Origin of the sequence: Pseudomonas canadensis (genome assembly GCF_030980095.1) — a bacterium.
GTDB classification, from domain to species: Bacteria; Pseudomonadota; Gammaproteobacteria; order Pseudomonadales; family Pseudomonadaceae; genus Aquipseudomonas; species Aquipseudomonas canadensis.
This window is the reverse complement of sequence record NZ_CP133298.1, coordinates 3,076,168-3,099,123: the sequence shown is the minus strand read 5'-3', so window position 1 is coordinate 3,099,123 and position 22,956 is coordinate 3,076,168. Positions and strand designations below refer to the sequence as shown.

Annotated in this window: 21 protein-coding genes and 3 pseudogenes; 9 read left to right on the top strand and 15 right to left on the bottom strand. The window is 61.2% G+C overall.

Features of this window, described 5'->3' with window-relative positions; all coding sequences use genetic code 11:
• Nucleotides 1-21: 21 nt before the first annotated feature.
• A pseudogene (locus tag RB216_RS14030) lies at nucleotides 22-561 on the top strand (TetR/AcrR family transcriptional regulator); the annotation flags it as partial.
• Here RB216_RS14030 and RB216_RS14025 read toward each other — a convergent pair.
• The 6 genes from RB216_RS14025 to RB216_RS14000 all read right to left on the bottom strand — a co-directional run bounded on the left by RB216_RS14025 (nucleotide 517) and on the right by RB216_RS14000 (nucleotide 6,916).
• Nucleotides 517-1,515 (bottom strand): DMT family transporter, encoded by a 999-nt coding sequence (locus RB216_RS14025; RefSeq protein WP_028616126.1) that lies wholly within the window; start codon nucleotides 1,513-1,515, stop codon nucleotides 517-519. The pseudogene RB216_RS14030 and the gene RB216_RS14025 sit on opposite strands and share 45 nt — an antisense overlap.
• Complete coding sequence (locus RB216_RS14020; RefSeq protein WP_028616125.1) at nucleotides 1,512-2,210, bottom strand: ABC transporter permease; 699 nt, start codon at nucleotides 2,208-2,210, stop codon at nucleotides 1,512-1,514. The genes RB216_RS14025 and RB216_RS14020 overlap by 4 nt, the downstream gene beginning before the upstream one ends.
• 6 nt (nucleotides 2,211-2,216) lie before the next feature.
• On the bottom strand, nucleotides 2,217-2,921 hold the full coding sequence (locus RB216_RS14015; protein ID WP_028616124.1) for an ABC transporter permease: 705 nt from the start codon (nucleotides 2,919-2,921) through the stop codon (nucleotides 2,217-2,219).
• On the bottom strand, nucleotides 2,921-3,775 hold the full coding sequence (locus tag RB216_RS14010; RefSeq protein ID WP_308908848.1) for a transporter substrate-binding domain-containing protein: 855 nt from the start codon (nucleotides 3,773-3,775) through the stop codon (nucleotides 2,921-2,923). Before RB216_RS14010 ends, RB216_RS14015 begins: the two co-directional genes overlap by 1 nt.
• 25 nt (nucleotides 3,776-3,800) lie before the next feature.
• Nucleotides 3,801-5,795, bottom strand: coding sequence for an aminotransferase class I/II-fold pyridoxal phosphate-dependent enzyme (locus RB216_RS14005; RefSeq protein WP_308908847.1), 1,995 nt, complete (start codon nucleotides 5,793-5,795; stop codon nucleotides 3,801-3,803).
• A gap of 137 nt (nucleotides 5,796-5,932) precedes the next feature.
• The gene (locus tag RB216_RS14000; RefSeq protein ID WP_308908846.1) at nucleotides 5,933-6,916 is read right to left on the bottom strand and encodes an aldo/keto reductase; all 984 of its coding nucleotides are present in this window, start codon (nucleotides 6,914-6,916) and stop codon (nucleotides 5,933-5,935) included.
• Nucleotides 6,917-7,030: 114 nt separating this feature from the next.
• Between RB216_RS14000 and RB216_RS13995 the strand changes: the two genes are divergently transcribed.
• On the top strand, nucleotides 7,031-7,957 hold the full coding sequence (locus RB216_RS13995; protein ID WP_028616120.1) for a LysR family transcriptional regulator: 927 nt from the start codon (nucleotides 7,031-7,033) through the stop codon (nucleotides 7,955-7,957).
• A gap of 57 nt (nucleotides 7,958-8,014) precedes the next feature.
• Nucleotides 8,015-9,367: a cation:proton antiporter gene (locus RB216_RS13990; protein ID WP_028616119.1), complete on the top strand. Its 1,353-nt coding sequence runs from the start codon at nucleotides 8,015-8,017 to the stop codon at nucleotides 9,365-9,367.
• On the opposite strand, the gene RB216_RS13985 is transcribed toward RB216_RS13990, so the two are convergent.
• The 3 genes from RB216_RS13985 to RB216_RS13975 all read right to left on the bottom strand — a co-directional run bounded on the left by RB216_RS13985 (nucleotide 9,358) and on the right by RB216_RS13975 (nucleotide 10,281).
• Complete coding sequence (locus RB216_RS13985; RefSeq protein ID WP_256581760.1) at nucleotides 9,358-9,492, bottom strand: hypothetical protein; 135 nt, start codon at nucleotides 9,490-9,492, stop codon at nucleotides 9,358-9,360. The genes RB216_RS13990 and RB216_RS13985 overlap by 10 nt on opposite strands.
• Nucleotides 9,493-9,503: 11 nt before the next feature.
• On the bottom strand, nucleotides 9,504-9,665 hold the full coding sequence (locus RB216_RS13980; RefSeq protein WP_010210501.1) for a hypothetical protein: 162 nt from the start codon (nucleotides 9,663-9,665) through the stop codon (nucleotides 9,504-9,506).
• Between the two features lie 70 nt (nucleotides 9,666-9,735).
• Nucleotides 9,736-10,281: a hypothetical protein gene (locus RB216_RS13975; RefSeq protein WP_028616118.1), complete on the bottom strand. Its 546-nt coding sequence runs from the start codon at nucleotides 10,279-10,281 to the stop codon at nucleotides 9,736-9,738.
• A 487-nt stretch (nucleotides 10,282-10,768) separates the two neighbouring features.
• Here RB216_RS13975 and RB216_RS13970 point away from each other — a divergent pair, with 487 nt between their 5' ends.
• From RB216_RS13970 to RB216_RS13960, 3 genes are all read left to right on the top strand, one after another.
• Nucleotides 10,769-12,178, top strand: a complete 1,410-nt coding sequence (locus tag RB216_RS13970) for a circularly permuted type 2 ATP-grasp protein (RefSeq protein WP_308908845.1) — start codon at nucleotides 10,769-10,771, stop codon at nucleotides 12,176-12,178.
• A gap of 2 nt (nucleotides 12,179-12,180) precedes the next feature.
• Nucleotides 12,181-13,131, top strand: a complete 951-nt coding sequence (locus tag RB216_RS13965; RefSeq protein ID WP_016975680.1) for an alpha-E domain-containing protein — start codon at nucleotides 12,181-12,183, stop codon at nucleotides 13,129-13,131.
• A gap of 108 nt (nucleotides 13,132-13,239) precedes the next feature.
• Nucleotides 13,240-13,668, top strand: a complete 429-nt coding sequence (locus RB216_RS13960) for a nuclear transport factor 2 family protein (RefSeq protein WP_028616116.1) — start codon at nucleotides 13,240-13,242, stop codon at nucleotides 13,666-13,668.
• Here RB216_RS13960 and msrA read toward each other — a convergent pair whose 3' ends face one another.
• From msrA to RB216_RS13945, 3 genes and pseudogenes are all read right to left on the bottom strand, one after another.
• Entirely contained in the window at nucleotides 13,669-14,364 is a 696-nt protein-coding gene (gene msrA, locus RB216_RS13955) for a peptide-methionine (S)-S-oxide reductase MsrA (protein WP_068933198.1), read from the bottom strand.
• A gap of 63 nt (nucleotides 14,365-14,427) precedes the next feature.
• Nucleotides 14,428-15,009 (bottom strand): annotated as a pseudogene (locus RB216_RS13950) (cytochrome c biogenesis CcdA family protein); the annotation flags it as partial.
• A gap of 32 nt (nucleotides 15,010-15,041) precedes the next feature.
• Nucleotides 15,042-15,155 (bottom strand): annotated as a pseudogene (locus RB216_RS13945) (peptide-methionine (R)-S-oxide reductase); the annotation flags it as partial.
• Between the two features lie 305 nt (nucleotides 15,156-15,460).
• On the opposite strand from RB216_RS13945, the gene RB216_RS13940 reads away from it, so the two are divergent.
• Both RB216_RS13940 and RB216_RS13935 read left to right on the top strand, forming a co-directional pair.
• Nucleotides 15,461-16,171, top strand: a complete 711-nt coding sequence (locus tag RB216_RS13940; RefSeq protein ID WP_308908844.1) for a response regulator transcription factor — start codon at nucleotides 15,461-15,463, stop codon at nucleotides 16,169-16,171.
• On the top strand, nucleotides 16,168-17,634 hold the full coding sequence (locus tag RB216_RS13935) for a sensor histidine kinase (protein ID WP_308908843.1): 1,467 nt from the start codon (nucleotides 16,168-16,170) through the stop codon (nucleotides 17,632-17,634). The genes RB216_RS13940 and RB216_RS13935 overlap by 4 nt, the downstream gene beginning before the upstream one ends.
• Here RB216_RS13935 and RB216_RS13930 read toward each other — a convergent pair.
• The 3 genes from RB216_RS13930 to RB216_RS13920 all read right to left on the bottom strand — a co-directional run bounded on the left by RB216_RS13930 (nucleotide 17,597) and on the right by RB216_RS13920 (nucleotide 22,507).
• The gene (locus tag RB216_RS13930) at nucleotides 17,597-18,529 is read right to left on the bottom strand and encodes an alpha/beta fold hydrolase (protein WP_308908842.1); all 933 of its coding nucleotides are present in this window, start codon (nucleotides 18,527-18,529) and stop codon (nucleotides 17,597-17,599) included. The genes RB216_RS13935 and RB216_RS13930 overlap by 38 nt on opposite strands.
• Before the next feature lie 79 nt (nucleotides 18,530-18,608).
• Nucleotides 18,609-20,864 (bottom strand): ATP-dependent DNA helicase, encoded by a 2,256-nt coding sequence (locus RB216_RS13925; protein ID WP_122726976.1) that lies wholly within the window; start codon nucleotides 20,862-20,864, stop codon nucleotides 18,609-18,611.
• Nucleotides 20,861-22,507, bottom strand: coding sequence for a VRR-NUC domain-containing protein (locus RB216_RS13920; RefSeq protein ID WP_308908841.1), 1,647 nt, complete (start codon nucleotides 22,505-22,507; stop codon nucleotides 20,861-20,863). Before RB216_RS13920 ends, RB216_RS13925 begins: the two co-directional genes overlap by 4 nt.
• A gap of 185 nt (nucleotides 22,508-22,692) precedes the next feature.
• On the opposite strand from RB216_RS13920, the gene RB216_RS13915 reads away from it, so the two are divergent.
• On the top strand, nucleotides 22,693-22,917 hold the full coding sequence (locus tag RB216_RS13915) for a YgdI/YgdR family lipoprotein (protein ID WP_028616108.1): 225 nt from the start codon (nucleotides 22,693-22,695) through the stop codon (nucleotides 22,915-22,917).
• The last annotated feature ends 39 nt before the right edge of the window (nucleotides 22,918-22,956 follow it).

Genomic DNA, 22,956 nt, shown 5'->3' with positions numbered 1-22,956 from the left:
TGTTTCACCCAAGGCCTGCCCATGACCCCCGAGCTTCCCAAACTGCGCCGTGCCGACCCCGACGAACGCCGGGACCTGCTGATTGCTGCCACCCTCACCTGCCTGGCCCGCGATGGGCATGCGGGGATTTCCGTGCGCCGTATCGCCTCCGAGGCCGGGGTGTCGGTGGGGTTGCTCAACCACCATTTCGGCAGCATCGATGCACTGATCGCCGAGACTTACCATAAGCTGGCCAACGAGCTGACCAGTGCCCTCTGGGCGCAAGTGGAACAGGCCGAAGGCCCTGCCGCACGCCTGGATGCATTCCTCAGCGCCTCATTCTCGCCCCGGGTCATGGACCCCGATCTGCTCGGCGTGTGGGTAGTGTTCTGGAGCCTGATCCGCCATTCGCCCCATGTGAATCAGTCCCACGAAAACAGCTACCACGCCTACCTGGCGTTGATCCAACAACTGCTGGACGATCTGGCCCGCAGTGAAAACCTGGTGATCCACGACAGCCACCTGGCCGCCATCGGTTTATCGGCGATGCTCGACGGACTTTGGCTCGAGGGCTGCCTCAACCCCGGCACTTTCAGCCCCGCCAACGGGCTGCACATCTGCCGCTGCTGGGTACAAGGGTTGCGTCACGGTGCATTCGGCGCCGACCACGTCCTGTGACACGGGATGCCGCGCGCTGAGCATGGCCAGAGTGCCGCTGATGGCAATCAACACCGCGCCGATGATCAGCGAGCCATCCATCAACGTGCCCCACACCAAGCTCGACAGGAGGAACGCCCAGATCAGCCCGGTGTACTCGAATGGCGCGAGTAACGTCGCCGTGGCGCGACGGAAACTGGCAAACAGCAGGAATTGACCGATGCCCCCGACCAAACCTGCCGCCAGCATGCCCAGCCAGGCTGGCGTGGGCGCCGGTGTGTGAGTCCAGGGCAACGTCACGCCCATGCACAGCACAAACACGACGTTGGTGATCAGCATTTGCTCCAGCACCGAGCTGCTCGGGTCGACCTGACGCAACTGGATATAGGTAAACGCCCAGCACAGCGCCGCGCCCAAGGTCAGGGCGATGGGCCACGGGTCGAGCATATGCGTGGGACGGCACGCAATGACCACCCCGGCAAACCCGATGATCAACGCGATCCACTGTCCCCGGCTGGCGCGCTCCTTGAGGATCAGCGCGGCCAACAGCGTGACCATGATCGGCGCAGAGAAGTACAGTGTGGTCATTTCTGCCAGACTCAGGTCCTTGGCCGCCGTGTAATACAGCAACCACGCGAGCAACGACAACAGTCCACGAATGATCAGCAGGCGCCGGCTGACCGATGTCCAGGCACTGCGCATGAGGCCCATGCGCCCGGCGATCAAGCACGCGACAACCACCACCAGGCTGCGCCAGAACAGAATGGTGAACACCGAGTAATCGGCCACCAGCCACTTGACCACCGCGTCCTGCAGCGCCAGGAACAAATAGGCCAGCGAACACAGGGCAATCCCTTGCAACGAGCGGTCCTGTTTCATCCGGCCGACCTGCGCAGCGGCGTGCCGCGCCGTTCGGCGATGGCGTAGACACCTTCGATGAGAAAGGTCAGGCACAGGTAGACCGCCGCCACCAGCAGCAGCGGCTGGTAGATCTGCAAGGTCTGCGCGCGGACCACGTTGGCCGCGCCCAATAGGTCGACCACGGCAATGGTCGAGGCCAGCGCGGTGGATTTAAGCAACATCACCGTCTCCCCCGCCAAGGTCGGCAACAATAGGCGCATCGCCCGTGGCAAACGCACGCGCAACAAGGCCTGGCGTGGCGTCATGCCGAATGCCGAGGCGGCTTCCATTTCGCCCTTGGGCACCGCCAGCAGGCCACCGCGAATCACTTCGCCGACGTACGCACCCACCGACAACACCAGGGCAAACACGATGTACCAGTAGCCGTCACGCAAGTACGGCCACAGAAAGCTGCCGCGAATCATTGGAAACTGCGCAAACAGGCTGCCCAGCCCGTAGTAGAAAATGTAGATCTGGATCAGCAGCGGCGTGCCGCGCAACACGCTGGTGTAGGCCAGCGCGCCACGGGCCAGCCATTTGCGCCGCGACAAGCGCGCCAGCGCCACCAGCACCGCCAAGGCAAAACCCAACACCGCCGAAATCACCAGCAGCGACAAGGTGGTCTGCAAGCCTTTGGCGATCAGACCGGCGTAGTAACTTATCCATTCAGGCATGGTCGCTCACTCGACAACCGGCATCCAGCGACGGATACGTCGCTCCAGGCGCCCGGACAGGTAGTTGGAAGCCAGCGTCACCAGGTAATACAAGGCGGCGGCCGTGAGGTAGAACAGCAAATACTGACGGGTCGAGCCCGCCGCCTGCTTGGCGGTGTACAACAACTCGTTGGTGCCGACCACGCTGATCAAGGCGCTGTCCTTGATCAGGTTGATCCACAGGTTGGACATACCGGCCAGGGCGAATGGCGCCATGATCGGCAAGGTCACCCGGCGGAACAGGCCAAACCCGCTCAAGCCAAATGCCCGTGCCGCTTCGATCTGGCCGTGGGGAATTGCCAGGATTGCCGCGCGAAAAATCTCCGAAGCGTAAGCGCCCTGCACCAGGCCCAACACCAGGATCGCCACCAGCGGGCCGCTGATGTTCATCTGCTCGAAGCCCATCCACAACATCAGCGCATTGAGGCCCATGGAACCGGCGTAATACAGCAGCAGGATCAGCAGCAGCTCCGGCACCGCACGAAACACCGTGGTGTAGCCGCGCATCAGCAGCGCAATCGGGCGTGGCGCACTGAGCTTGGCGCAGGCCACCACCAGGCCGATCAACAAACCCACCGCAAACGAACCGGCGGAGATTTGCAGGGTCATCCATAACCCTTTGAGCAACGCATTGCCCCACCCTTGTTCACCGAAGCTTAAGAGGTCGAGCATTATTCGGTCTTCTGGGCGATGTGTTGATACGGGCTGTCACAGGTCTTGCTGACAAACGCCGGGGTGTCACCGCGCTTGCACGGGCTGACCGACAGGCCGAAATAGTGCTGCGACAGGTCGTCGTAGTCCTTGCTCACCAGCAATTCACCAATGGCTTTATCCAGCCGGGCCTTGAGCGCAGTGTCTTCCTTGCGCAGGCCGGCGCCGACGCCACGGCCGATGATCGGGTCGTAAGGCACGCTGGCGATATGCGCCAGGCCGCTGGCTTCCGGGGTCTTGACCATCATCGCGATGGCGGTGTCGTCGGCCATCATGTAGTCGATACGCCCGGCGATCAGGTCGGCGTTGGCCGATTCCTGGGTGTCGTAGTACTTCAGGTCAGCGATGTTTTCGTAGTACTTCTTCAAGTAGTTGGCGCTGACCGTGGAGATCTGCACGCCGATCAACTTGCCCTTGAGGCCCGCCGGGGAAATCTCGACTTCGCTGCCTTTCGGCCCGGCGACGCCTAACAGGGAATCGTAATAGGCACGGCTGAAGGCGATCTGTTTTTCGCGCTCATCGGTCACCGACATCGACGAGAAAATCACGTCGATCTTCTTCGCCAGCAAAGAAGGAATGATGCCGTCCCACGCCACTTCCTTGATCTGGCACTCGGCTTTCATGCCTTCGCAGAGTTTGTGGATCAAGTCCACTTCAAAGCCGGACCATTGGCCGTTGCCACCTTTAACGGTGAATGGCGGATAGGGTTCTGCGGCCACCGCAAACACGATGGGCTTTTCCGCCGCCCAGGTGAAACCCGCGGTCAACACCAACACTGCACTGCTCAACCACGTTGCCATACGCTTGGATTTCATGATTTTGCCCCGTCTTTTTATGGAGTTAGCGAGTTTGATGCGCGTTGACGAACTGTCGGCAACGTTCACTGCGTGGGTCGATAAACACCGCATCCGGCGAGCCGGTTTCTTCGATCATGCCTTGGTGCAGAAACGCCACTTTCGACGACACATCCCGGGCGAACGCCATTTCATGGGTGACCAGGATCATGGTGCGGCCTTCCTCGGCCAGGGAGCGGATCACCCGCAGCACTTCACCCACCAGTTCCGGATCAAGGGCCGAGGTGGGCTCGTCGAACAACATGACTTTGGGACGCATGGCCAGCGCTCGGGCAATCGCCACCCGCTGTTGCTGGCCGCCGGACAGGAACGCCGGGTATTCGTCGCGCTTGGCGGCCAGGCCGACGCGGTCGAGCAAGGCTTCGGCGCGTTCGATGGCTTCGGTGCGGCTTTCGCGCAGGACCTGGGTGGGGGCTTCAATAAGGTTTTCCAGGACCGTGCGATGTGGCCACAGGTTGAAGTTCTGGAACACCATGCCCAGGGTCGAACGGATGCGTACCAGCTGTTTGGCGTCCGCCACCAGAGGCGCGCCGGGCCGGCCGTAGTTGAGCTTGATGCTTTCGCCGTCCACATGAATGCTACCCTGGTCCGGCACTTCGAGCATGTTGATGCAGCGCAGCAAGGTGCTTTTTCCCGAGCCACTGGCGCCGATCAGCGAGATCACATCGCCTTCGTGGGCCGTGAGGGAAATGCCCTTGAGCACTTCGATATTGCCGAAGCGCTTGTGCAGGTCGATGACCTCGATCATCTTTTTGGCTGCGGCCGGCTGCACCACTTCGATCCTGGGCGCCGCCGCGGTACGCGGTTCACCGGCCAGCTTGGCGACAAACCGCACGATGCGTTGGCAGGCTTCACGCAGGCGCTCTTCTCCTAGGGTGAACGACAAGCGCACGAAACCCTGGGCCGGCTCGCCAAACGCGGCGGCGTCGAGTACCGAAACCCCGGCTTCACGGAACAGGCGCCAGGCAAAGTCGAGGGAGCCCAGGCCGGTGCCGCGCACATCCACCAGCACAAACATCCCGGCTTGCGGTGCCTGCACCTGGATGCCAGGGCACCCACTCAGCCCCGACACCACCAGGTCGCGCCGGCGCCGATAAATTTCGCGCATGCCCTGGGTCACCTCGTCATGGGCCAGCACAGCAGCGGTGGCGGCTTCCATCACGAAGCCCGGCAACCCGTAGAGCATGCTAAGCACCAGGGTTTCCGCATGCGCGACCATCTGCGGCGTGGCGATGAGCCAGCCGATGCGCCAGCCGGTCATGGCATGGGACTTGGACAGACTGCCAATCACCACGCATCGCTCGGCCATGCCCGGCAGCGCTGCGAGGCTGTGGTATTCGCCGTCGAACACCAGGCTTTCATAGACCTCATCGACCACCACCCACAGGTCGTGGGCAATCGCCAGGTCGGCAATGGCTTGCAGCTCATGCGGGTTGAGTACCACGCCGGTGGGGTTGTTCGGGTTGGAGAAGAAAATCGCCCGCGTACGCGGTGTGATGGCTGCGCCGAGCAACTGGGCGTCAATGCGAAAGCCGGATTCCGGCGAACAAGGCACACGGACCAGTGTCGCACCGCTTGCCTTGAGCGTGGCTTCGTAGGTGACGTACATCGGGTCGAGCACCAGCACTTCATCGCCGGCCTGAAGCAGACACAGGGAGGTCACGAACAAGGCGTTCTGCGCACCGGCCACGGTGATGACGTTTTCGGCAGTCAGTGGACGGCCCAGCGTCTGGCTGTAGCGTGCAGCTATTGCATCGCGCAATGCCGGGCGACCGGGGATTTCGGTGTAGTGGGTGTCACCGTCGCGCAAGGCACTCACCGCGGCGTCGGTAATGAAGGACGGCGTGGCGAAATCCGGATCGCCAACGCTGAGGATGATGATGTCTTCGCCCTGGCTGGCCGCCTGGAACGCGGCGTGGTGGATGTCCCAGGCAGCTACGCCCTGCCCTGCAATTCGTTCGACGAAGGGGGAAAACCGCATGCCAGAGCCTCTTGTTCAAGAAGAAACAGCGCGAACCCGTCGGGTGGAAACGGGTGGATGCGGTCAACATAGTTCAAACTGAACAGTCGTTCAATGGGTAAGTTTGCGGCCGTGTCGTTTATGGTTCAAAGAGGTCGTTAACGCTTGGGCGGGGCCATAAATTCCGGGCCGATCGGATCTTTTATCGTGCTGGCCAGGATACGGTCGATATGCGTCAGGTCTTCGGGCGTGAGGTGCCAGCCGAAGGCTTCTTCGTAGCCCTTCAACTGCTCCGGCCGCCGTGCGCCCCACAGGGCGATGGTCGGGCCTTGGTCGAGCACCCAGCGCAGGGCCAGGGCCAGTACCGATTTGCCGTGGCATTCGCGGGCATACATATCCAGCGCGGCCACGGCGGCCAGGTATTGCTCGAAACGCGGCGCCTTGAACTTGGGGTCGAGCGTGCGCACATCATCGCCGGTAAAGCCCGTCGCCGAGTGCATGCTGCCGCTGAGCAACCCCCGGCACAGCGGACCGTAAGCCAAAACCACCAGGGAATGCTGCTTGGCGTAAGGCAGTATGTCGCTGTCGATGGCCCGTTCGAACAGGTTATAGGGCGGCTGCACCGTGGCGAGTGCGGTGTACTGGCTGAAATCGTCCATCTGCGCGGAGGAATAGTTACTCACGCCGACCGCGAGGATCTTGCCTTCGCGGCGCAGGCGTTCCAGCTCATCGGCGGTTTCTTCCTGGGCCACCAGCGGGTCGGGCCAGTGGATCTGGTAAAGGTCGATGTAGTCGGTTTGCAGGCGTACCAGGGAGTCTTCGACTTCCTTGCGGATGCGCTGGGCCGTGGCGTTGCGCCGGGGAGTGCCGGTGCCCCATTGCAGCCCCGCCTTGGTCGCGATCACCGCGCTGTGGCGCACGCCGCGCAGGGCCTTGCCGATCAGCTCTTCGGACAGGCCAAAGCCGTATACCGGCGCGGTGTCGATCAGGTTGATACCGATTGCCAGGGCATGGCGCAGGGTGCGGATGGCTTGTTCATTGTCCGCCCCACCCCACAGGTGCCCGCCCATGGACCAGGTGCCGAGGGCAATCCGCGAGATCGCTTGGTCGACGCCGGCAATTCTGATGGTCTCAACGTGCATAAAAAAAATCCCATGGCGCGCAATAATGCTTAGAAAAACAATTACTCTAAGTCATCCACGGTTGAATCGGGCTCAACGCCGCATGCAGCCGAATTCCTGCGCAAGAGACTTGAAATGGCTGCTTTCAACCGTTCCGAATTGGCTGATCTCAACGTGTTCATGGCGATCATCCGCCGCCGCAGCTTCCGCCACGCCGCCCATGAACTGGGCGTGACCACCTCGGCGTTGAGCCACACCATGCGCAACCTGGAAACCCGCCTGGGCGTGAAGCTGCTCTACCGCACCAGCCGCGCGGTGGAACCCACCGATGCCGGCACGCTACTGGCGGAAAAACTCATTCAGGGGTTTGCCACCATCAAGGACGGCCTCGACACCCTGGAGCTGTACCGCGAGGCACCGATCGGCCGGCTGCGCCTGAATGTGCCACGGGACGCGGCGGTCTTGCTGTTGGCGCCGATTCTTGGGGATTTTTGCGCTGCCTACCCGCAACTGCGCCTGGACCTGATCGTGCAGGACCAGATGATCGATATCATCGCTGAAGGTTACGACGCGGGTATCCGCTACGGTGCCACCGTGCCCCAAGACATGGTCGCCGTGCCGCTGACCGGCGAACTGCGCTGGATCATGGTCGCCTCCCCCGCCTATCTTGCTCGAAGCGGAACGCCGCAGGAGCCCAAAGACCTGCTGCAACACAGTTGCATCCGCATGTACCTGGGGGACAAGACCACCTACAAATGGGAATTGGGCAACGGCGCACGGCAACAACGCATCGACGTGCCCGGCCACTTCAGCGCGGCCGACACTGAAACAATCGTCAATGCCGCGTTGCAAGGGGTGGGGATTGCCTACTGCCTGTCCAACCGCGTGGAGCAGGAACTCAAGGAGGGGCGCCTGCTGGAAGTCATGCCGGACTGGGCCTGCATGGGCGAGCCGTTGTGCATGTATTACCCCAGCCGGCGCCAGTCACAGCCGGGGTTGCGGCAATTGATGGACATGATTCGCCTGAAGACCATCGGTTCGCAATTGATCCAATCACATTGAACCGGTGACGCGCCGCAGTCCTCCAAGCTGAACAGACCACGGCCCGGTACACGTTCGATGACTTTTATTTTGTGGATGGCCGTACTGGGCGCCGTGTTGCTCACGCTCGCCCTCACCTCTTCCTTTCTGCGCTGGATGCCGGTCACGACCTCGGCGGTGTGCCTGTTGCTGGGCGTGGGAATTGGCCCCCTTGGCGTAGACCTGCTGCACCTGGACATCCAGCACTCCGCACGCTGGATGGAGCACCTCACGGAAGTCGCCGTGCTGTTTTCGCTGTTTGTCAGCGGCTTGAAACTGCGCTTGCCGCTCAAGCACCGTACCTGGCGCATCGCGTTTGGCATGGCCGGGCCGGTGATGCTGCTGACCATCCTGGGGATCAGCCTCGCGCTGCATTACCTGTTTACGCTGTCGTGGGGCGTGTCGCTGCTGGTGGGCGCGATACTGGCGCCAACGGATCCGGTGCTGGCAGGCCTGGTGCAGGTCAATAACGCTCAGGATTACGACCCGCTGCGCTTCGGATTGTCCGGCGAAGCGGGCTTGAACGATGGCACCGCCTTTCCCTTTGTGATTTTTGCCCTGCTGTTCATGCAACACGGCGGGTTTGACGGCGATTGGCTAGGTGGTTGGGTATTGAAAAACTTGTTGTGGGCGGTGCCGGCCGGGTTGTTGATCGGCTACTGGATGGGCCGGGGCATCGGCCGCGCGACGTTGTGGCTGCGCATCACCAACAGTGACAGCACGCTCTCGCCCAATGACTACCTGACCCTCGCTCTGATTGCGCTGGCCTACGTGGTCGCCGAGGCAGTGGGCGGTTATGGCTTTCTGTCCGTGTTTGCGGCCGGGCTTGGTTTGCGCCAGGCGGAATTCCGCTCCACCGGAAACTCAAAAACGCCGTCGGAGCATCTGGCGTTGCCGGTGGTGGGCCATTTGGAAATCGAGCCAGACCGCGCGTTGCAAGGGGATGTGAGCGAACTGAAGGACACTCAGATCGCCGCCGGCGTCATGATGGGCGACATGCTGTCATTCGGCAGCCTGGTGGAACGCTCGATGGAGGTGTTCCTGGTGACGGTACTGGGGATCGTGCTGATAAGCCACTGGGATTGGCGCGCATTGCCGATGGCGGCGCTGTTGTTTTGCGTGATTCGGCCGATCAGTGTGCTGGCGATGCCGTGGGGACGCCTGATTGATCGTCAGCAGCGCAGCCTGATGGGATGGTTCGGCATTCGCGGGATCGGCAGCATTTACTACCTGTTTTACGCGCTCAATCACGGACTGATTGGCACCAGCAGCGCCGTGGCGGTGAACCTGACCTTGTCGGTGATCGCCCTGAGCATCGTCGTTCATGGCCTGAGTACCCAGCCTATGCTGGTGTGGTATGAACGACGTGCCCGGGTGAATACTCAGTCTTGACGCTCGGTGTTACCCACATCCGCCGCTTCATCCAGATCGTTGAGCGGCACTTCTGCATCGTCCATCAATGACCCGGGGTCTTCATTACCGGGGTCGTTGAGTTCTTCATCAAGTTCTTTAGACATGACCGTCTCCTCTAACCGCCTTGGGTGTCGATATCGGCATCGGTTTCAGGCTTGGGCTCAGGCTTGGGCTTGAAGTCTGGACTGTAGTCGTTTTCCTTGGCCTTGGGATCTTTTGCTGGCACCGGGTCTTTGGGCGCATCGGCACCGGTGGCGGGTTGTTTGTCTGTGCTCATGGCTTACCTCTCGGAAAATGTCGCCTGGGTAGAGTTAAGGTCATGCCCAGGGTGATGAAGTTCCATCGGTTTAGGACCCGGGGTTGTCGACCTGGATGTAAAACGCGTACGCAGCGAGCAGCACCCAGAACACCATGAATAACCAGGGCGCGCGCATGGAAAACAGCAACGACTTGCGATAACCCTTGTGCGACGACTCCATTTCGGAAAACAGCGGCGACTCGTCGTACGCCATGCCCATCACCGGCTCGCTGCGCAATAGCTCGCTTTGCTTGAAGTGCCAGTGATCGATGATGTCATACGCCGCACGGATCCCAGGCCATGCGTTGAGGGAGCTGAGGATGCCCAACACAGCGAGGAAAATCGGCACCACCACGGTGAACAACTTGCCCCACTCGGGGTTGAGGTTGCCCATCCCCGACACAAAGGCGATTACCAGGAACGACTGCGCGGTGAGGTAGGCGTCGGTACGGTTGGCAAGGATGGTGGTTTCGTACTGGATTTCGCGCCGGTAAAAGTCGAGGCGGTCTTTGGGCGAGCCGAAGATCTTGGCGTTGTGCTCGCTGTGATCGGGCAGGCTCGATTCCGGGGTTTGCGGTGAGATGATTCTGGGCACGGCGGTGCTCCATGCGGGTTCGTGTCCCGTTAGAAGAATCGGGGGCGGGTGAAGTTCAAGTTGGTTCATGCACCAAGTCGGAGCATGGAGTGCACTGTGTTGAGCGGGGTTCAGTGCTGGACTGGCTTTTGGGGGTGATCTGGCTTTTGTGGTGGCCTGGCTTTTGTGGTGAGCGGGCTTGCCCCGCGCTGGGGTGCGCAGCGGCCCCAAAATAAGCGGGAGCGCTGCGCACTCCAGCGCGGGGCAAGCCCGCTCACTACAAAAGCCTCTCAGCTCGACAGCTTGAATAGGGTTTCCGGCACAAGCATTGCTTTATCCATTCATCTGCCCGGATACAGGAGCATTGGTTACCCCCCGACCCAGAGCCGACCCCATAAGAAAGTAAGGACCAGGCCCATTGGCACCCACCGCCACGGGCTCATAAAAAATGCGTTTTTTGAAACGGCAGTGCCACCCCTGTTCCCCTCGGCACTGACAAGGTACTGGAATGGCTCGATCTTTCTTTGATGAAATGAATGACGCAAACGGCGTATGCCGTGCGCATTACCAGGATTTTTCCCGCTGGCTGGCCAACACGCCGCCGGAACTGCTGGCCCAACGTCGCCGTGAAGCCGATTTACTGTTCCATCGCGCCGGGATCACCTTCACCTTGTATGGCGACGAGCAAGACACCGAGCGCCTGATCCCCTTCGACATCATCCCGCGCAGCATCCCCGCCAGCGAGTGGAGCGTGATCGAACGCGGCTGTATCCAGCGCGTCAACGCGCTGAACATGTTCCTCGCCGACATCTACCACGACCAGCGCATCATCAAGGCCGGGATCATTCCAGCGGACCAGGTGCTGGGCAACGAGGGTTACCAGAAAGCCATGGTCGGCCTGGACCTGCACCGCGACATCTATTCGCACATTTCCGGCGTGGACCTGGTGCGCGACGGTGACGGCACCTACTACGTGCTTGAAGACAACCTGCGCACCCCCAGCGGCGTGAGCTACATGCTCGAAGACCGCAAGATGATGATGCGCCTCTTCCCCGAGGTGTTCGCCAAGCAACGTATCGCGCCGGTGGACCACTACCCCAACCTGCTGCTCAAGACCCTGAAAAGCTCAAGCCGCCTGGACAACCCTAACGTGGTGGTGCTGACGCCAGGCCGCTTCAACAGCGCGTTCTTTGAACATGCATTCCTGGCCCGTGAAATGGGCGTTGAGTTGGTAGAGGGCGCGGACCTGTTCGTGCAGGACCTCAAGGTGTTCATGCGCACCACCGACGGCCCCAAGCCGGTAGATGTGATCTACCGGCGTATCGACGACGCCTTCCTCGACCCCAAGGCCTTCAACCCTGAGTCGATGCTCGGCGTTCCCGGCCTGGTCGCCGCCTATTGCGCCGGCAATGTGGTGCTGGCCAACGCCATTGGCACCGGCGTGGCCGACGACAAATCGATCTACCCCTATGTGCCGGAAATGATCCGTTTCTACCTGGATGAAGCACCGGTGTTACAGAACGTACCGACTTTCCAGTGCCGCAAGCCGGATGAACTGTCCCACGTGCTGGCCAACCTGCCGGAACTGGTGGTCAAGGAAACCCAGGGCTCCGGCGGCTACGGCATGCTGGTCGGCCCGGCCTCCAGCGCGGCCGAGATCGAGGATTTCCGCCAACGCATCAAGGCCAGGCCCCACGCCTACATCGCCCAGCCGACCCTGAGCCTGTCCACCTGCCCCACCTTTGTCGAAAACGGCATCGCCCCACGGCATATCGACCTACGGCCCTTTGTGCTCTCGGGCAAGGAAACCCGCCTGGTCCCCGGCGGCCTCACCCGCGTGGCGCTGAAGGAAGGCTCGTTGATCGTCAACTCGTCGCAAGGCGGCGGAACCAAGGACACCTGGGTGGTGGAGGGCTGAGTATGTTGAGTAGAACCGCCGCAGATCTGTACTGGATGTCCCGTTACCTGGAACGCGCCGAGAACCTGGCGCGCATGCTCGAAGTCAGTTATTCCCTGTCATTGATGCCCCAGGCCGGGCGCAGTGACGGGTTGGATGAACTGGCGATGTCGTTGCTCAGCAGCGGCACCCTGGACAGCTACCTGGAACGTCATAAACAGCTGGACGCCGAGCGCATGCTGCACTTTTTCGCCCTCGACGAAGAAAACCCCGCGAGCATCTACAACTGCCTGCGTGCCGCTCGCGGCAATGCCCATGCGGTACGCGGGCGCATCACCGCCGATATGTGGGAAAACCTCAACGCCACGTGGCTCGAAATGCGCAGCATCGCCGCCGGCGGCCTGGCGCGGCATGGCATCAGCCACTTCTGTGATTGGGTCAAGCAGCGCTCGCACCTGTTCCGGGGAGCGACGTCGGGGACGATCATGCGCAATGACGCCTATCGGTTTATCCGCCTGGGTACCTTTGTCGAGCGCGCCGACAACACCTTGCGCTTGCTGGATGCGCGCTACGAAATGTTTGGCGAGGAGTCGGAAGAAGTCAGCGACTTGTCGGCACGCGGTTATTACCAGTGGAGCGCCCTGCTCCGCGCGTTGTCCTCATTCGAGGCGTATACCGAGTTGTACCCGAACGCGCTGAATGCCCGCTCCGTGTCCGAGTTGCTGCTGTTGCGCAGTGATGTGCCGCGTTCGTTGCATGCCTGCATCGAAGAACTGAGCCATATCCTGGCGGACCTGCCCGGCAGTTATGGGCGTACGGCGCAGCGCCTGGCGGCGGAGTTCGAGGCGCGGCTGAGGTACACCGGGATCGATGAGATTCTTGAGGAGGGATTGCACGCCCGTCTAACGGACTTTATCGACACCGTGCGCGAGTTGGCGCGGGCGATTCACAGCTCGTACCTGGAGATGGTCTAAGTACGTTTAGGTCACTTATCTGTAAGTTAGGGTGATTGACCCTATTTGGATACCGCTCTTATGTTGGGCAGGTGAAATGCCTTCCCACCATAAGAACAGGTACAGAACATGTCCGAACTCACGCTCAACCCTGCGGCTGCACACACCCTGCAACGCTGGCACGCGATGTTAGCCAATCGTGACCTCAAGGCCCTGCCCGAACTGTTGGCGCCCGACGCCGTCTTCCGCTCGCCTATGGCTCATACGCCCTACCCTGGCGCGCCGGTGGTGTCGATGATCCTCAATACGGTGATCAACGTCTTCGAAGACTTCACCTATCACCGTGAACTCGCCACCGGCGATGGCCTGAGTGTGGTGCTCGAATTCAGCGCGCGCGTGGGCGACAAGCAGCTCAAGGGCATCGACCTGATCCGCTTCAACGAACACGGGCAGATCATCGAGTTTGAAGTGATGATCCGGCCGTTGAGCGGGCTGCAAGCCCTGGGTGAGGAAATGGGCCGACGCCTGGCGCCTTACCTGGCCAAGGCCAAACGCTGATTACTGGTTTTTCACCAGCACCGGCTCGGCGCTGTATTGCGCCGGAAACAGCTTTTTCAGTTGCGCCACTTTCGGCAGGTCGTTGATCACGATGTAGGGGTAAGACGGGTTTTCGGTGAGAAAGTCCTGATGGTAGGACTCCGCCGGGTAGAACACCTTGCCCATCTCGATTTTAGTGACGATGGGTTTGCCGAAAGCGTTGGCCTCATCCAGTTGTGCGATGTAGGCCTGGGCGACGTTTTGCTGCTCGGCGTTCTGCGCGAAGATTGCAGATCGGTATTGGGTGCCGGTGTCCGGCCCCTGGCGGTTGAGTTCGGTGGGGTTGTGGGCGACCGAGAAGTAGATCTGCAGCAGTTTGCCGTAGCTGACTTTACTCGGGTCGTAGGTGACGGACACGGACTCGGCGTGGCCGGTATCGCCTTCACTGACGGCTTCATATTGCGCGGTACTCGCCGCCCCACCGTCGTAGCCGGAGACCGCATTTTTCACCCCTTGCACGTGCTGGAATACTCCCTGCACGCCCCAGAAGCAGCCGCCGGCGAACACGGCGGTTTGCAGGTTGCCTGAGGTTGCAGGCAGGTCAAGGGCCGGTGGCGCGATGACAACGGCATCGTCGGAGGCGCCGAAGGAGAAGGCTGAGCTTTGGCCGACGAAGGCGGCGAAGGCCAGTGCGGGCAGGTATTTGAATACATTCATGGCAGGCACTCCGGGTTAACCAAAGGTGAAGGCATACGCCGACACGTTGGGGTCGAGGAATTCGATGGTGAGGATTGCGCCCCCGGCCAGCATCAACGCGCCCAGGCCCCGGCGCAGCCATTCACCTGCGCCGAGGGAGGTGGCAGCCCCGGCGGCGTAAGCCAGCAAGAGCAAGGTAGTGCCGACGCTGGCGCCCTGCAACGCGGCGCCGGTAAGCACTAGCCCCAGGATCCGCCCGGCGCACGGTGCCCACAGCAACCCGGTGGCGACGCCGATCAGCAATGATGCGCCCGGACCCGGCCTGGCATCGGCCCCGGCGGCTTGCGACAAACGACTGCCGGCGGCCACCAACGGACGCGTCAGACGTTCCGACAGCTGCGGCAACAATAGCGTTAAGCCGAACAGCGCAACGCACAGCAACGCGAGCCAGCGACCGTATTGATTGACTTGCACCACCCAGCCGCCGCCCACCGCTGCGAGCGTTGCCACCAGGGCGAATGTCACCGCCATCCCCGCTAACAGCGGCAAGCCACTGCGCAAAAACGGCTGCCCGGTGCGAGCGAAGACAAAAGGCAGAACAGGCAGGATGCACGGGCTGACGATTGTCAGCACGCCGCCCAGGTACGCGAGAACCAGCAGCCACATGGCAGGGAACCTTATAGGAGAAAGACATCGGCTTAAGTCGCCGTGAACGTCATGGCGGCGCCGTTCATGCAGTAGCGCAGGCCGGTGGGTGGCGGGCCGTCATCGAACACGTGCCCTAGGTGACCGCCACCGCGACTGGTGTGCAGGAGTAATTGTCGGCGTGAGTACATAGAGTTCTCCTAAACACATTGGCCTGATGACTAGCGATGAACCTGTGGTGAGCGGGCTTGCCCCGCGCTGGAGTGCGCAGCGCTCGCGCTTTTTTTAGGGGCCGCTGCGCAGCCCAGCGCGAGCAAGCTCGCTCACCACAACATGCGCTTCGCCAAATCAATGACTTCATCCTGAGCCCTGGCCGGTCGCGGAATCCTCACGCAGAGTTAAACAATTCGTGATAACTACACTGTTGCGAAACCCGCACAATGCGCGGACTACAAGCGAAGGTTTCTCTTACATGGATCAGCCAAAACGTGTGCTGGTGGTCGAGGACGATGCCCATATCGCCGACCTGATCTGCCTGCACCTGCGTGACGAACAGTTCCACGTCGTCCACAGCGCCGACGGCACCGAAGGTCTGCGCCTGTTGGAGCAAGGCGGTTGGGATGCGCTGATCCTCGACTTGATGCTGCCCGGCGTCGATGGCTTGGAGATCTGCCGCCGCGCCCGCGCCATGACGCGCTACACCCCCATCATCATCACCAGCGCGCGCTCCAGCGAATTGCACCGCATCCTCGGCCTGGAGTTGGGCGCAGATGACTACCTCGCCAAACCCTTTTCCATGCCGGAACTGGTTGCTCGCGTAAAGGCGCTGTTACGCCGGGTCGACGCCATGGCACGCAACCTGAAGATGGACGCCGGCTGCCTTGATCTCGGCCAATTGTTCATCAACCCGCTGACCCGTGACGCTACCCTGCAAGGCCAGCGCCTGGACCTCACGCCACGGGAATTCGACCTGCTGTACTTCTTCGCCCGTCAACCGGGCAAGGTGTTCTCACGCATGGACCTGCTCAATGCGGTGTGGGGCTACAGCCACGAAGGTTATGAACACACGGTAAACACCCACATCAACCGCCTGCGCGCCAAGGTCGAAACCGACCCGGCCAACCCGGCGCGCATCCTTACCGTGTGGGGCCGTGGCTACAAGTTTGCCGAGAGCCCACCATGAAGCTGACCCTGACCCAACGCCTGTCGGTGGTGTTCGCCGTATTGCTGCTGATTTGCAGCGGCACCTCGGCCTGGTTGCAGGTGCGCTCCAACCGCATGCATGAACTGGAGGTGGTGCAAGGCCTGTCCCGCGACCTGGCGGCGCACATTGCCCGCGACACGCAGTTGATGGACGCCGATGGCCTCAAGCCCGACGCGGTGCGCAACCTGTTCAGCCAGTTGATGCTGGTCAACCCGAGTGTCGAGGTTTACCTGCTCGACATCGATGGCCGTGTGGTCGGTAACGCCGCGCCCAGTGGTCATCTGCTGCGCGATCGAGTCGACCTCGCGCCCGTGCGGCGCTTCCTGGCCGGATTCATGCTGCCGATCCTCGGTGATGACCCGCGCAGCCTCGATGGCCGCAAGGTGTTCAGCGCCGCACCACTCATGGCTGGCGGCCAGCAGACCGGCTTCCTCTATGTCGTGCTGCTCGGTGAGGCTCATGACGTGTATGACGCCAAGGATGCCACCGGCATGGCATTGAAGATCGCGCTGTGGTCCATAGGCCTGGTCGCCCTGCTCTGCTTGCTGGCCGGGCTGATTGCGTTCGCCTGGATCACCCGACCGCTGCGCCAGTTGACCAATAAAGTCGGCCGATTCGACATCAATGGTGCACCCAAAGCGGCTGAACCCGTTGTGCCGGAACTCACCAGCGGCGATGAAATTGCCGTGCTCGATCACGCCTTCGTGCAAATGGAAAACCGTCTGGGCGAACAGTGGCGCGCCATCACCCATCAGGACCAGGAACGCCGCGAAATGGTCGCCAATATCTCCCACGACCTGCGCACGCCATTGGCCTCGCTGCATGGCTATCTGGAAACCCTGTCGCTCAAGGATGCCAGCCTCAGCCCCGAAGAACGCCGCCGTTACCTCGGCATTGCCCTGGACCAGAGCCGCAAGGTTGGCGGTCTGGCCCAGTCATTGCTGGAGCTGGCGCGCTTGGAGCATGGCTTTGTCCAGCCGGTGATCGAAGGGTTTTCATTACCGGACTTGGTGCAGGACATCTTTCAAAAATTCGAACTGACCGCCGAAGCACGCGGCATCACCCTCACCGCGACGTTGCCGCCGCAGGTGCCAACGGTGCTGGCGGACTTGGGCCTGATTGAACGCGTACTGACCAACCTGCTGGATAACGCCCTGCGCCATACACCGCTGAACGGCGAAATCGAGGTGACGCTCGCGCCTGAAACCCAGGCCGTAGCCGTCACGGTCAGCGACAGCGGCCCAGGCATCGACGCCGAGCTGCGCGAAGGCTTGTTCCTGCGCGCCTTTACCATCGGCGGCGCCCGTCGTGACGGCGGCCTGGGCCTGCGCATCGTGCACCGCATCCTGCAATTGCATGGGCGCAGCATTCGCCTGGTGGATCAACCGGGTCGAGGAGCAACCTTTACCTTTTCCTTAGAAAGCCGAGCATCAGGGCGTTGACCTGTTGGGCTTGTTCGTTCTGGATCCAGTGACCACAGTTCGCCAACACATGCTGCTCAAGCTGCGGCACTGAATCCGGCATGCGTTTGATTGTGTGGGCTTCGAAGACCCCGACCGGGTCGCGGTCGCCGATCAGGAACAGTGTGGGCTGCAGCACTTTCTGCCCAGCGAGGGACTCGGTGCGTTGCCAGTTGCGTTCGAAGTTGCGATACCAGTTCAGTGGGCCACGAAAACCGTGCTCGGCGAAGGTTTCCACATAAACGTCCAGGTCCTCCTGGGAGCACCACAGCGGCAATGCTCCGGGCGCTGAAACACCTTCGAGCAAGGTCGCGGTCGCCGGCTTCTGTTGCAGAAACACGTCCTGATCCTGCATGAACAGGCGCAATGTGCGCTCGATATCCGCATCCAACTCCTGCTCGGCAACGCCCGGCACCTGGAAATACAGGATGTAGTTGAAGCGGTCAGCGTACAGCTCGCGCATGATTTCGATCACCGGTCGACGGGCGCGCCCAGCGAACGGCACGGACATCGTGATCAGGCGTGTGACACGCTCAGGCTCAAGCAAGGCCAGATGCCAAGCCACCACGGCGCCCCAGTCATGGCCGACCATCACCACCTGCGTATGGCCGAAGTGGTTCATGGCCTGCTGGATATCGCCACACAGCGTCAACAGGTCATAGTCGGCAATTTCAGCCGGTGAACTGCTGCGCCCGTAACCACGCATTTGCGGGGCAAACACCTGATAACCCGCCGCCACAAGCACGGGAATTTGCTCGCGCCACGAGTGCCAGCATTCCGGGAAACCGTGAAGTAGCCAGATCGGCGCACCCTGTTCGGGCCCCGCACTATAAACACTTAACTCAATACCGTTGACGCTGATGAGGAGCTGGCGCATGGACATGGCCTTTTGCAGGTTTTTCCCAGCGTGGACCATGGCTGCTCAAGCCGCCAGCATCATTGACGACAGGAATGACTCAAGCCACCGCCCACCAGCGCGGCAACAATTGACGTACCCGAGCCTCGCCAAATCGGTCATCGATCAACATCACCACACCCTGGTCCTGCTGGCTGCGGATCACCCGACCCGCCGCCTGCACGACTTTCTGGATACCAGGGTACAGGTAGGTGTAGTCGTAGCCCGCACCGAAGATCGCGCCCATGCGCACTTTCATCTGTTCATTGATCGGGTTCAACTGGGGCAAGCCAAGGGTGGCAATGAATGCACCGATCAAGCGGGTGCCGGGCAAGTCGATGCCCTCACCGAATGCACCGCCGAGCACGGCAAACCCGATGCCCTGGCTGTGTTCGGTGAACTGGTCGAGAAAGGCCTGGCGCTCGGCCTCAGCCATGCCGCGTGACTGTTGCCACAGCGTAATGGCCGGATGTTTCTCGGCCAGCAACTGCGCCACTTGTTGCAGATAATCGAAACTGCTGAAGAACGCCAGGTAATTGCCAGGCTGCTGGGTGTACTGGCGGGCGATCAGCTCGACGATAGGCTCCAGCGAGGCCTCGCGATGCACGAAGCGCGTGGAGATTGCATCGACGATGCGTACCTGCAATTGCTCAGCCTTGAACGGCGACTCCACATCGATCCACGCCGTATCAGCGGGCAGCCCCAGTAAGTCGGCGTAGTAATGCCGTGGGCTCAGGGTCGCGGAAAACAGCACGCTGCTGCGGGCGGCCGTCAGCCGTGGACGGATGAACTCGGCAGGCACCACATTACGCAGGCATAGGGTCGAGCTGCTGCGTTTGCCGCTGAATTGCCGCTTGCTGATATCGAAAATGAAGTGTTCGTTGAACAATTCGGCGACCTTGCCGAATTGCAGCACCTCGAAATAGAAGCTTTGCAGGTCGCCGCTGAGAGACTCGGGGTGATCGTTGAAGTACTCGCCCATGGTGCTGGCGCACAGGCTCAAGGCCTGCAACAGTTTCTCTGGGCGAGCGGTGTAGGCCTGGTACGGCGCAAGTTGGTCCTTGTGCAGCGCGTTCCACTCACGGTTGAGGCGCTGCAAGGGTTTCTTCAAGGGTTCGGGGGCTGTATCGCGCAGGGTCTTGAGGTGGTACTGGTCAAGGCTGGCGCTGTACATCGAGCGGGCCCGATCGACCAGGTTGTGCGCCTCGTCCACCAGCACCGCCGCGCGCCACTGGTTGAGCTGGGCCAGGCCGAACAGCATGGCGCCGAAATCGAAGAAGTAATTGTAGTCGGCGACCACCAGGTCGGCCCAACGCGCCATTTCCTGGCTCAGGTAATACGGGCAAACGTCATGGGCCAGGGCCACATTGCGCAGAGTGCGCTGGTCCAGCAGGCGCACCTTGGAAGCCGCGATGCGTGCGGCGGGCAGACGGTCGTAGAAGCCCCTGGCCAACGGGCAGGAATCGCCGTGACAGGCTTTTTCCAGGTGCTCGCAGGCTTTGTCCCGCGCCACCAACTCCAGCACACGCAAAGGCAGGCCAGGGCTGCTGGCATGCAGCACTTGGGCAGCATCCAGGGCGAGCTTACGGCCGGGGGTCTTGGCGGTGAGAAAGAACAGTTTGTCCAGTTGCTGGGGCGCCAAGGCCTTGAGCAAAGGGAAGATCGTACCGATGGTTTTGCCGATGCCGGTCGGCGCCTGGGCCATCAGACAACGGCCGGTGCTGACCGCCTTGTACACCGACTCGGCAAGCGAGCGCTGGCCAGGACGGAAACCGGCATGGGGAAACGCCAGGGTTTGCGCGGCGCTGTTGCGCGCTTCGCGGTGCGCCATTTCCTGCTCGGCCCAGCCCAAAAACAGCGCGCATTGCTGGTTGAAGAAGGTTTCCAGTTCGGTGGCTTGAAAGCGTTGGTCGAGCACCGTCTCGCCTTCACCGACGATATCGAAGTACACCAGCGCCAGGTTGATCTCTGACAGGTTGAGCTTCTGGCACATCAGCCAGCCATACACTTTGACCTGGGCCCAGTGCAGTTGCCGGTGGTTGGCGGGCTGGGCGTCGAGGTCGCCGCGATAGGTCTTCACCTCTTCCAGGCGGTTGGCGTCCGGGTCATAGCCGTCCGCCCTGCCCCGCACCTTGAGCTGCTGGTACTCGCCTTCAAGCGCGACTTCATTCTGGTAGTGCGCGCTGCGCCGTGAGGCGACGGTGCGGTGGCCGGCAATGCCTTCCTGGGCGCTGGGCGACGGTGTGAAGCGCAGGTCGAGGTCACCGACCTTGGCCGTGAACTCGCACAGCGCCCGCACGGCAACGCTGTAGCTCAAGCGGATTCTGCCCAGCGCACATAGCAGACGGTCACCGGCATCTGGTATTCGCCACAGAATTCCAGCCAACGCAGTTGGTTGTCCTGCAGGCGATCTCCGGGGCCCTTGACCTCGATCATGCGGTAGGTTTTTTGCGCCGGCCAGAACTGGATCAGGTCGGGCATACCGGCGCGGTTGGCACGGATGTCCAGTAGCAGCCGTTCAAACCAATAGCGCAGGTGTTCGGCGGGCAGGCAGGCCAGGGCCTGCTCCAAGAGGTCTTCGCTGAGCAGGTTCCAGAACACGAAAGGTGACTGGATCCCCCACTTGTCGCTGTAACGCTGGCGAATGGTGGTTTTGTAGCGTTCGTCCTGCAATTGCTCGAAACACGCAGCGAACAGCGGTGCACGGCGCTGATGGAAGTCTTCGCTGTGCAGGTCTGCGGGACCGCGTTGGAACGGGTGGAAAAATGAACCCGGCAGCGGTGTAAAGATCACGTCCCAGCACAGCAGCCCGAACAGTGAATTGATCAGCCCGTTTTCAACGTAGTGCACCGGCCCATCGGGCTCGCTGAGGTGAGCCTGCACGCAATACTCCACCGACATCAGCGGTTCGGGTAGCGCAAGGGCAAGGTCCAGGCGCACGACCGGGCGTGGCTTCACTTTCGGCAAGGCCGGTTCACCCAGTTTGCGGCGCAGGCGTGGCACGACACGCAATAAGTGCTGCTGCTCGGCGGCGCTTTCCGGCGCCTGTTGGGCGGCGCTCGCCAGGGCCATGGCTTGGCCGTAGTCCTCTTGACGTTCCAATACCCGGATCAATCGTGAGCGGGCACCGGGATAGGCACAGCTGCGGTAAATCTGTTCCGCCAACGCCAATTCGGCAATGCGCTCGCAATATTGACCGACCTGGAACAACAACTTGGCCCGGCGTTTTTCCAGCCAGGGGTTGTCGGTACTCAGGGTTGCGACCCGGGCCAGCACCGCCTCCAGCGCTTCACCGGTTTCAAAGGCCTGCTGGCACTGGTGCAGGAACAGAAAGCCATGCACATCATCCCGGCTGCGCAGGCCACGGGACTCTGCGCAGAACTCGACTTTTTCGTAGGTGTAGATGCCCAGGTCAGCCAGCACGAATTCCGACCAATCCTGATGCAGGTTGCCGAAGAACATCAGGCGCAGGCGATCACACAATTCCATCACGGTAAGGCTCAAGAGCGTGTCGGTAAGGTCCGGGCACCAACCGGCAAAACTGCGGCTGTCGGTGAATTGTGCCGCCAGCCCTTCCAACCAATCGGACTTCCTGCCCCTGGGCTGGTCGATCCACGGCTTGAACGCGCCGAATATCTCGCCTTTTTGCAGCAAGCCGAACAGCGTTTCAAAAGCCAGCATGGATTTGTTGTCGACCCAGCCCAATGCAAGCAATGGCGCAGCAGCGGTGTGCGTGCAGCCGATCTCCACGTAATTGAGTTTGCTCGCCCGAAAGTGCACACCCTTGCGCATCACCATGCGCACCAAAAGCGCCTGGGACGCCTGTGGCAACCTGTCAAATTGCTGAATGAAATGCTGTTCGTCTGCATCGAGCAGATCGGCATAGCGTTGCCCCAGCCAATGCAGGACCTGGCGGAAGTTATGCAGGTAATAGAGCGGGTCTTCGAGGGTTTTGGCCATGGTGTACAGCGATCAAATACTGGTTATGCATACAGAGTGCCGTCGCCAAGGCGAGGTTGCAATCGCTAATAGATAAATGGCGCCTGCAACTTTTTGCATAAAAGTGATCAGATGGTGAAGTCGATGGCGTAACATTTGTCGCCCACGCCTCTGGCATGGGACTTTTCAAGGTTAAGGTAAGGGTTATGAACATGAAGAATTTGGGTCTGCCACTGGTTGCACTCACTTTTCTGGTATTGGCCGGTTGCGCGACGCAAACCGTAGTGACGCTGCAAAATGGCACACAGTATTTGACCAAGGACACCCCAAAAACCAAGACTGCCGATGGCTTCTACGAATTCACTGATATTGCTGGCAAGCATGTACGGGTCAAGGCGGCTGACGTGGCCACCGTGCGCAAGGAAGACTAATGAATAATGGTGTGGGGGGCAGGCCCCCACACGCCTCCC

Bases quoted from the DNA above. Each gene is read 5' to 3' on its own strand.
- RB216_RS14025 (WP_028616126.1), bottom strand. From the start codon at position 1,515: ATGAAACAGGACCGCTCGTTGCAAGGGATTGCCCTGTGTTCGCTGGCC.
- RB216_RS14020 (WP_028616125.1), bottom strand. From the start codon at position 2,210: ATGCCTGAATGGATAAGTTACTACGCCGGTCTGATCGCCAAAGGCTTG.
- RB216_RS14015 (WP_028616124.1), bottom strand. From the start codon at position 2,921: ATGCTCGACCTCTTAAGCTTCGGTGAACAAGGGTGGGGCAATGCGTTG.
- RB216_RS14010 (WP_308908848.1), bottom strand. From the start codon at position 3,775: ATGAAATCCAAGCGTATGGCAACGTGGTTGAGCAGTGCAGTGTTGGTG.
- RB216_RS14005 (WP_308908847.1), bottom strand. From the start codon at position 5,795: ATGCGGTTTTCCCCCTTCGTCGAACGAATTGCAGGGCAGGGCGTAGCT.
- RB216_RS14000 (WP_308908846.1), bottom strand. From the start codon at position 6,916: ATGCACGTTGAGACCATCAGAATTGCCGGCGTCGACCAAGCGATCTCG.
- RB216_RS13995 (WP_028616120.1), top strand. From the start codon at position 7,031: ATGGCTGCTTTCAACCGTTCCGAATTGGCTGATCTCAACGTGTTCATG.
- RB216_RS13990 (WP_028616119.1), top strand. From the start codon at position 8,015: ATGACTTTTATTTTGTGGATGGCCGTACTGGGCGCCGTGTTGCTCACG.
- RB216_RS13985 (WP_256581760.1), bottom strand. From the start codon at position 9,492: ATGTCTAAAGAACTTGATGAAGAACTCAACGACCCCGGTAATGAAGAC.
- RB216_RS13980 (WP_010210501.1), bottom strand. From the start codon at position 9,665: ATGAGCACAGACAAACAACCCGCCACCGGTGCCGATGCGCCCAAAGAC.
- RB216_RS13970 (WP_308908845.1), top strand. From the start codon at position 10,769: ATGGCTCGATCTTTCTTTGATGAAATGAATGACGCAAACGGCGTATGC.
- RB216_RS13965 (WP_016975680.1), top strand. From the start codon at position 12,181: ATGTTGAGTAGAACCGCCGCAGATCTGTACTGGATGTCCCGTTACCTG.
- RB216_RS13960 (WP_028616116.1), top strand. From the start codon at position 13,240: ATGTCCGAACTCACGCTCAACCCTGCGGCTGCACACACCCTGCAACGC.
- msrA (WP_068933198.1), bottom strand. From the start codon at position 14,364: ATGAATGTATTCAAATACCTGCCCGCACTGGCCTTCGCCGCCTTCGTC.
- RB216_RS13940 (WP_308908844.1), top strand. From the start codon at position 15,461: ATGGATCAGCCAAAACGTGTGCTGGTGGTCGAGGACGATGCCCATATC.
- RB216_RS13935 (WP_308908843.1), top strand. From the start codon at position 16,168: ATGAAGCTGACCCTGACCCAACGCCTGTCGGTGGTGTTCGCCGTATTG.
- RB216_RS13930 (WP_308908842.1), bottom strand. From the start codon at position 18,529: ATGCGCCAGCTCCTCATCAGCGTCAACGGTATTGAGTTAAGTGTTTAT.
- RB216_RS13920 (WP_308908841.1), bottom strand. From the start codon at position 22,507: ATGGCCAAAACCCTCGAAGACCCGCTCTATTACCTGCATAACTTCCGC.
- RB216_RS13915 (WP_028616108.1), top strand. From the start codon at position 22,693: ATGAACATGAAGAATTTGGGTCTGCCACTGGTTGCACTCACTTTTCTG.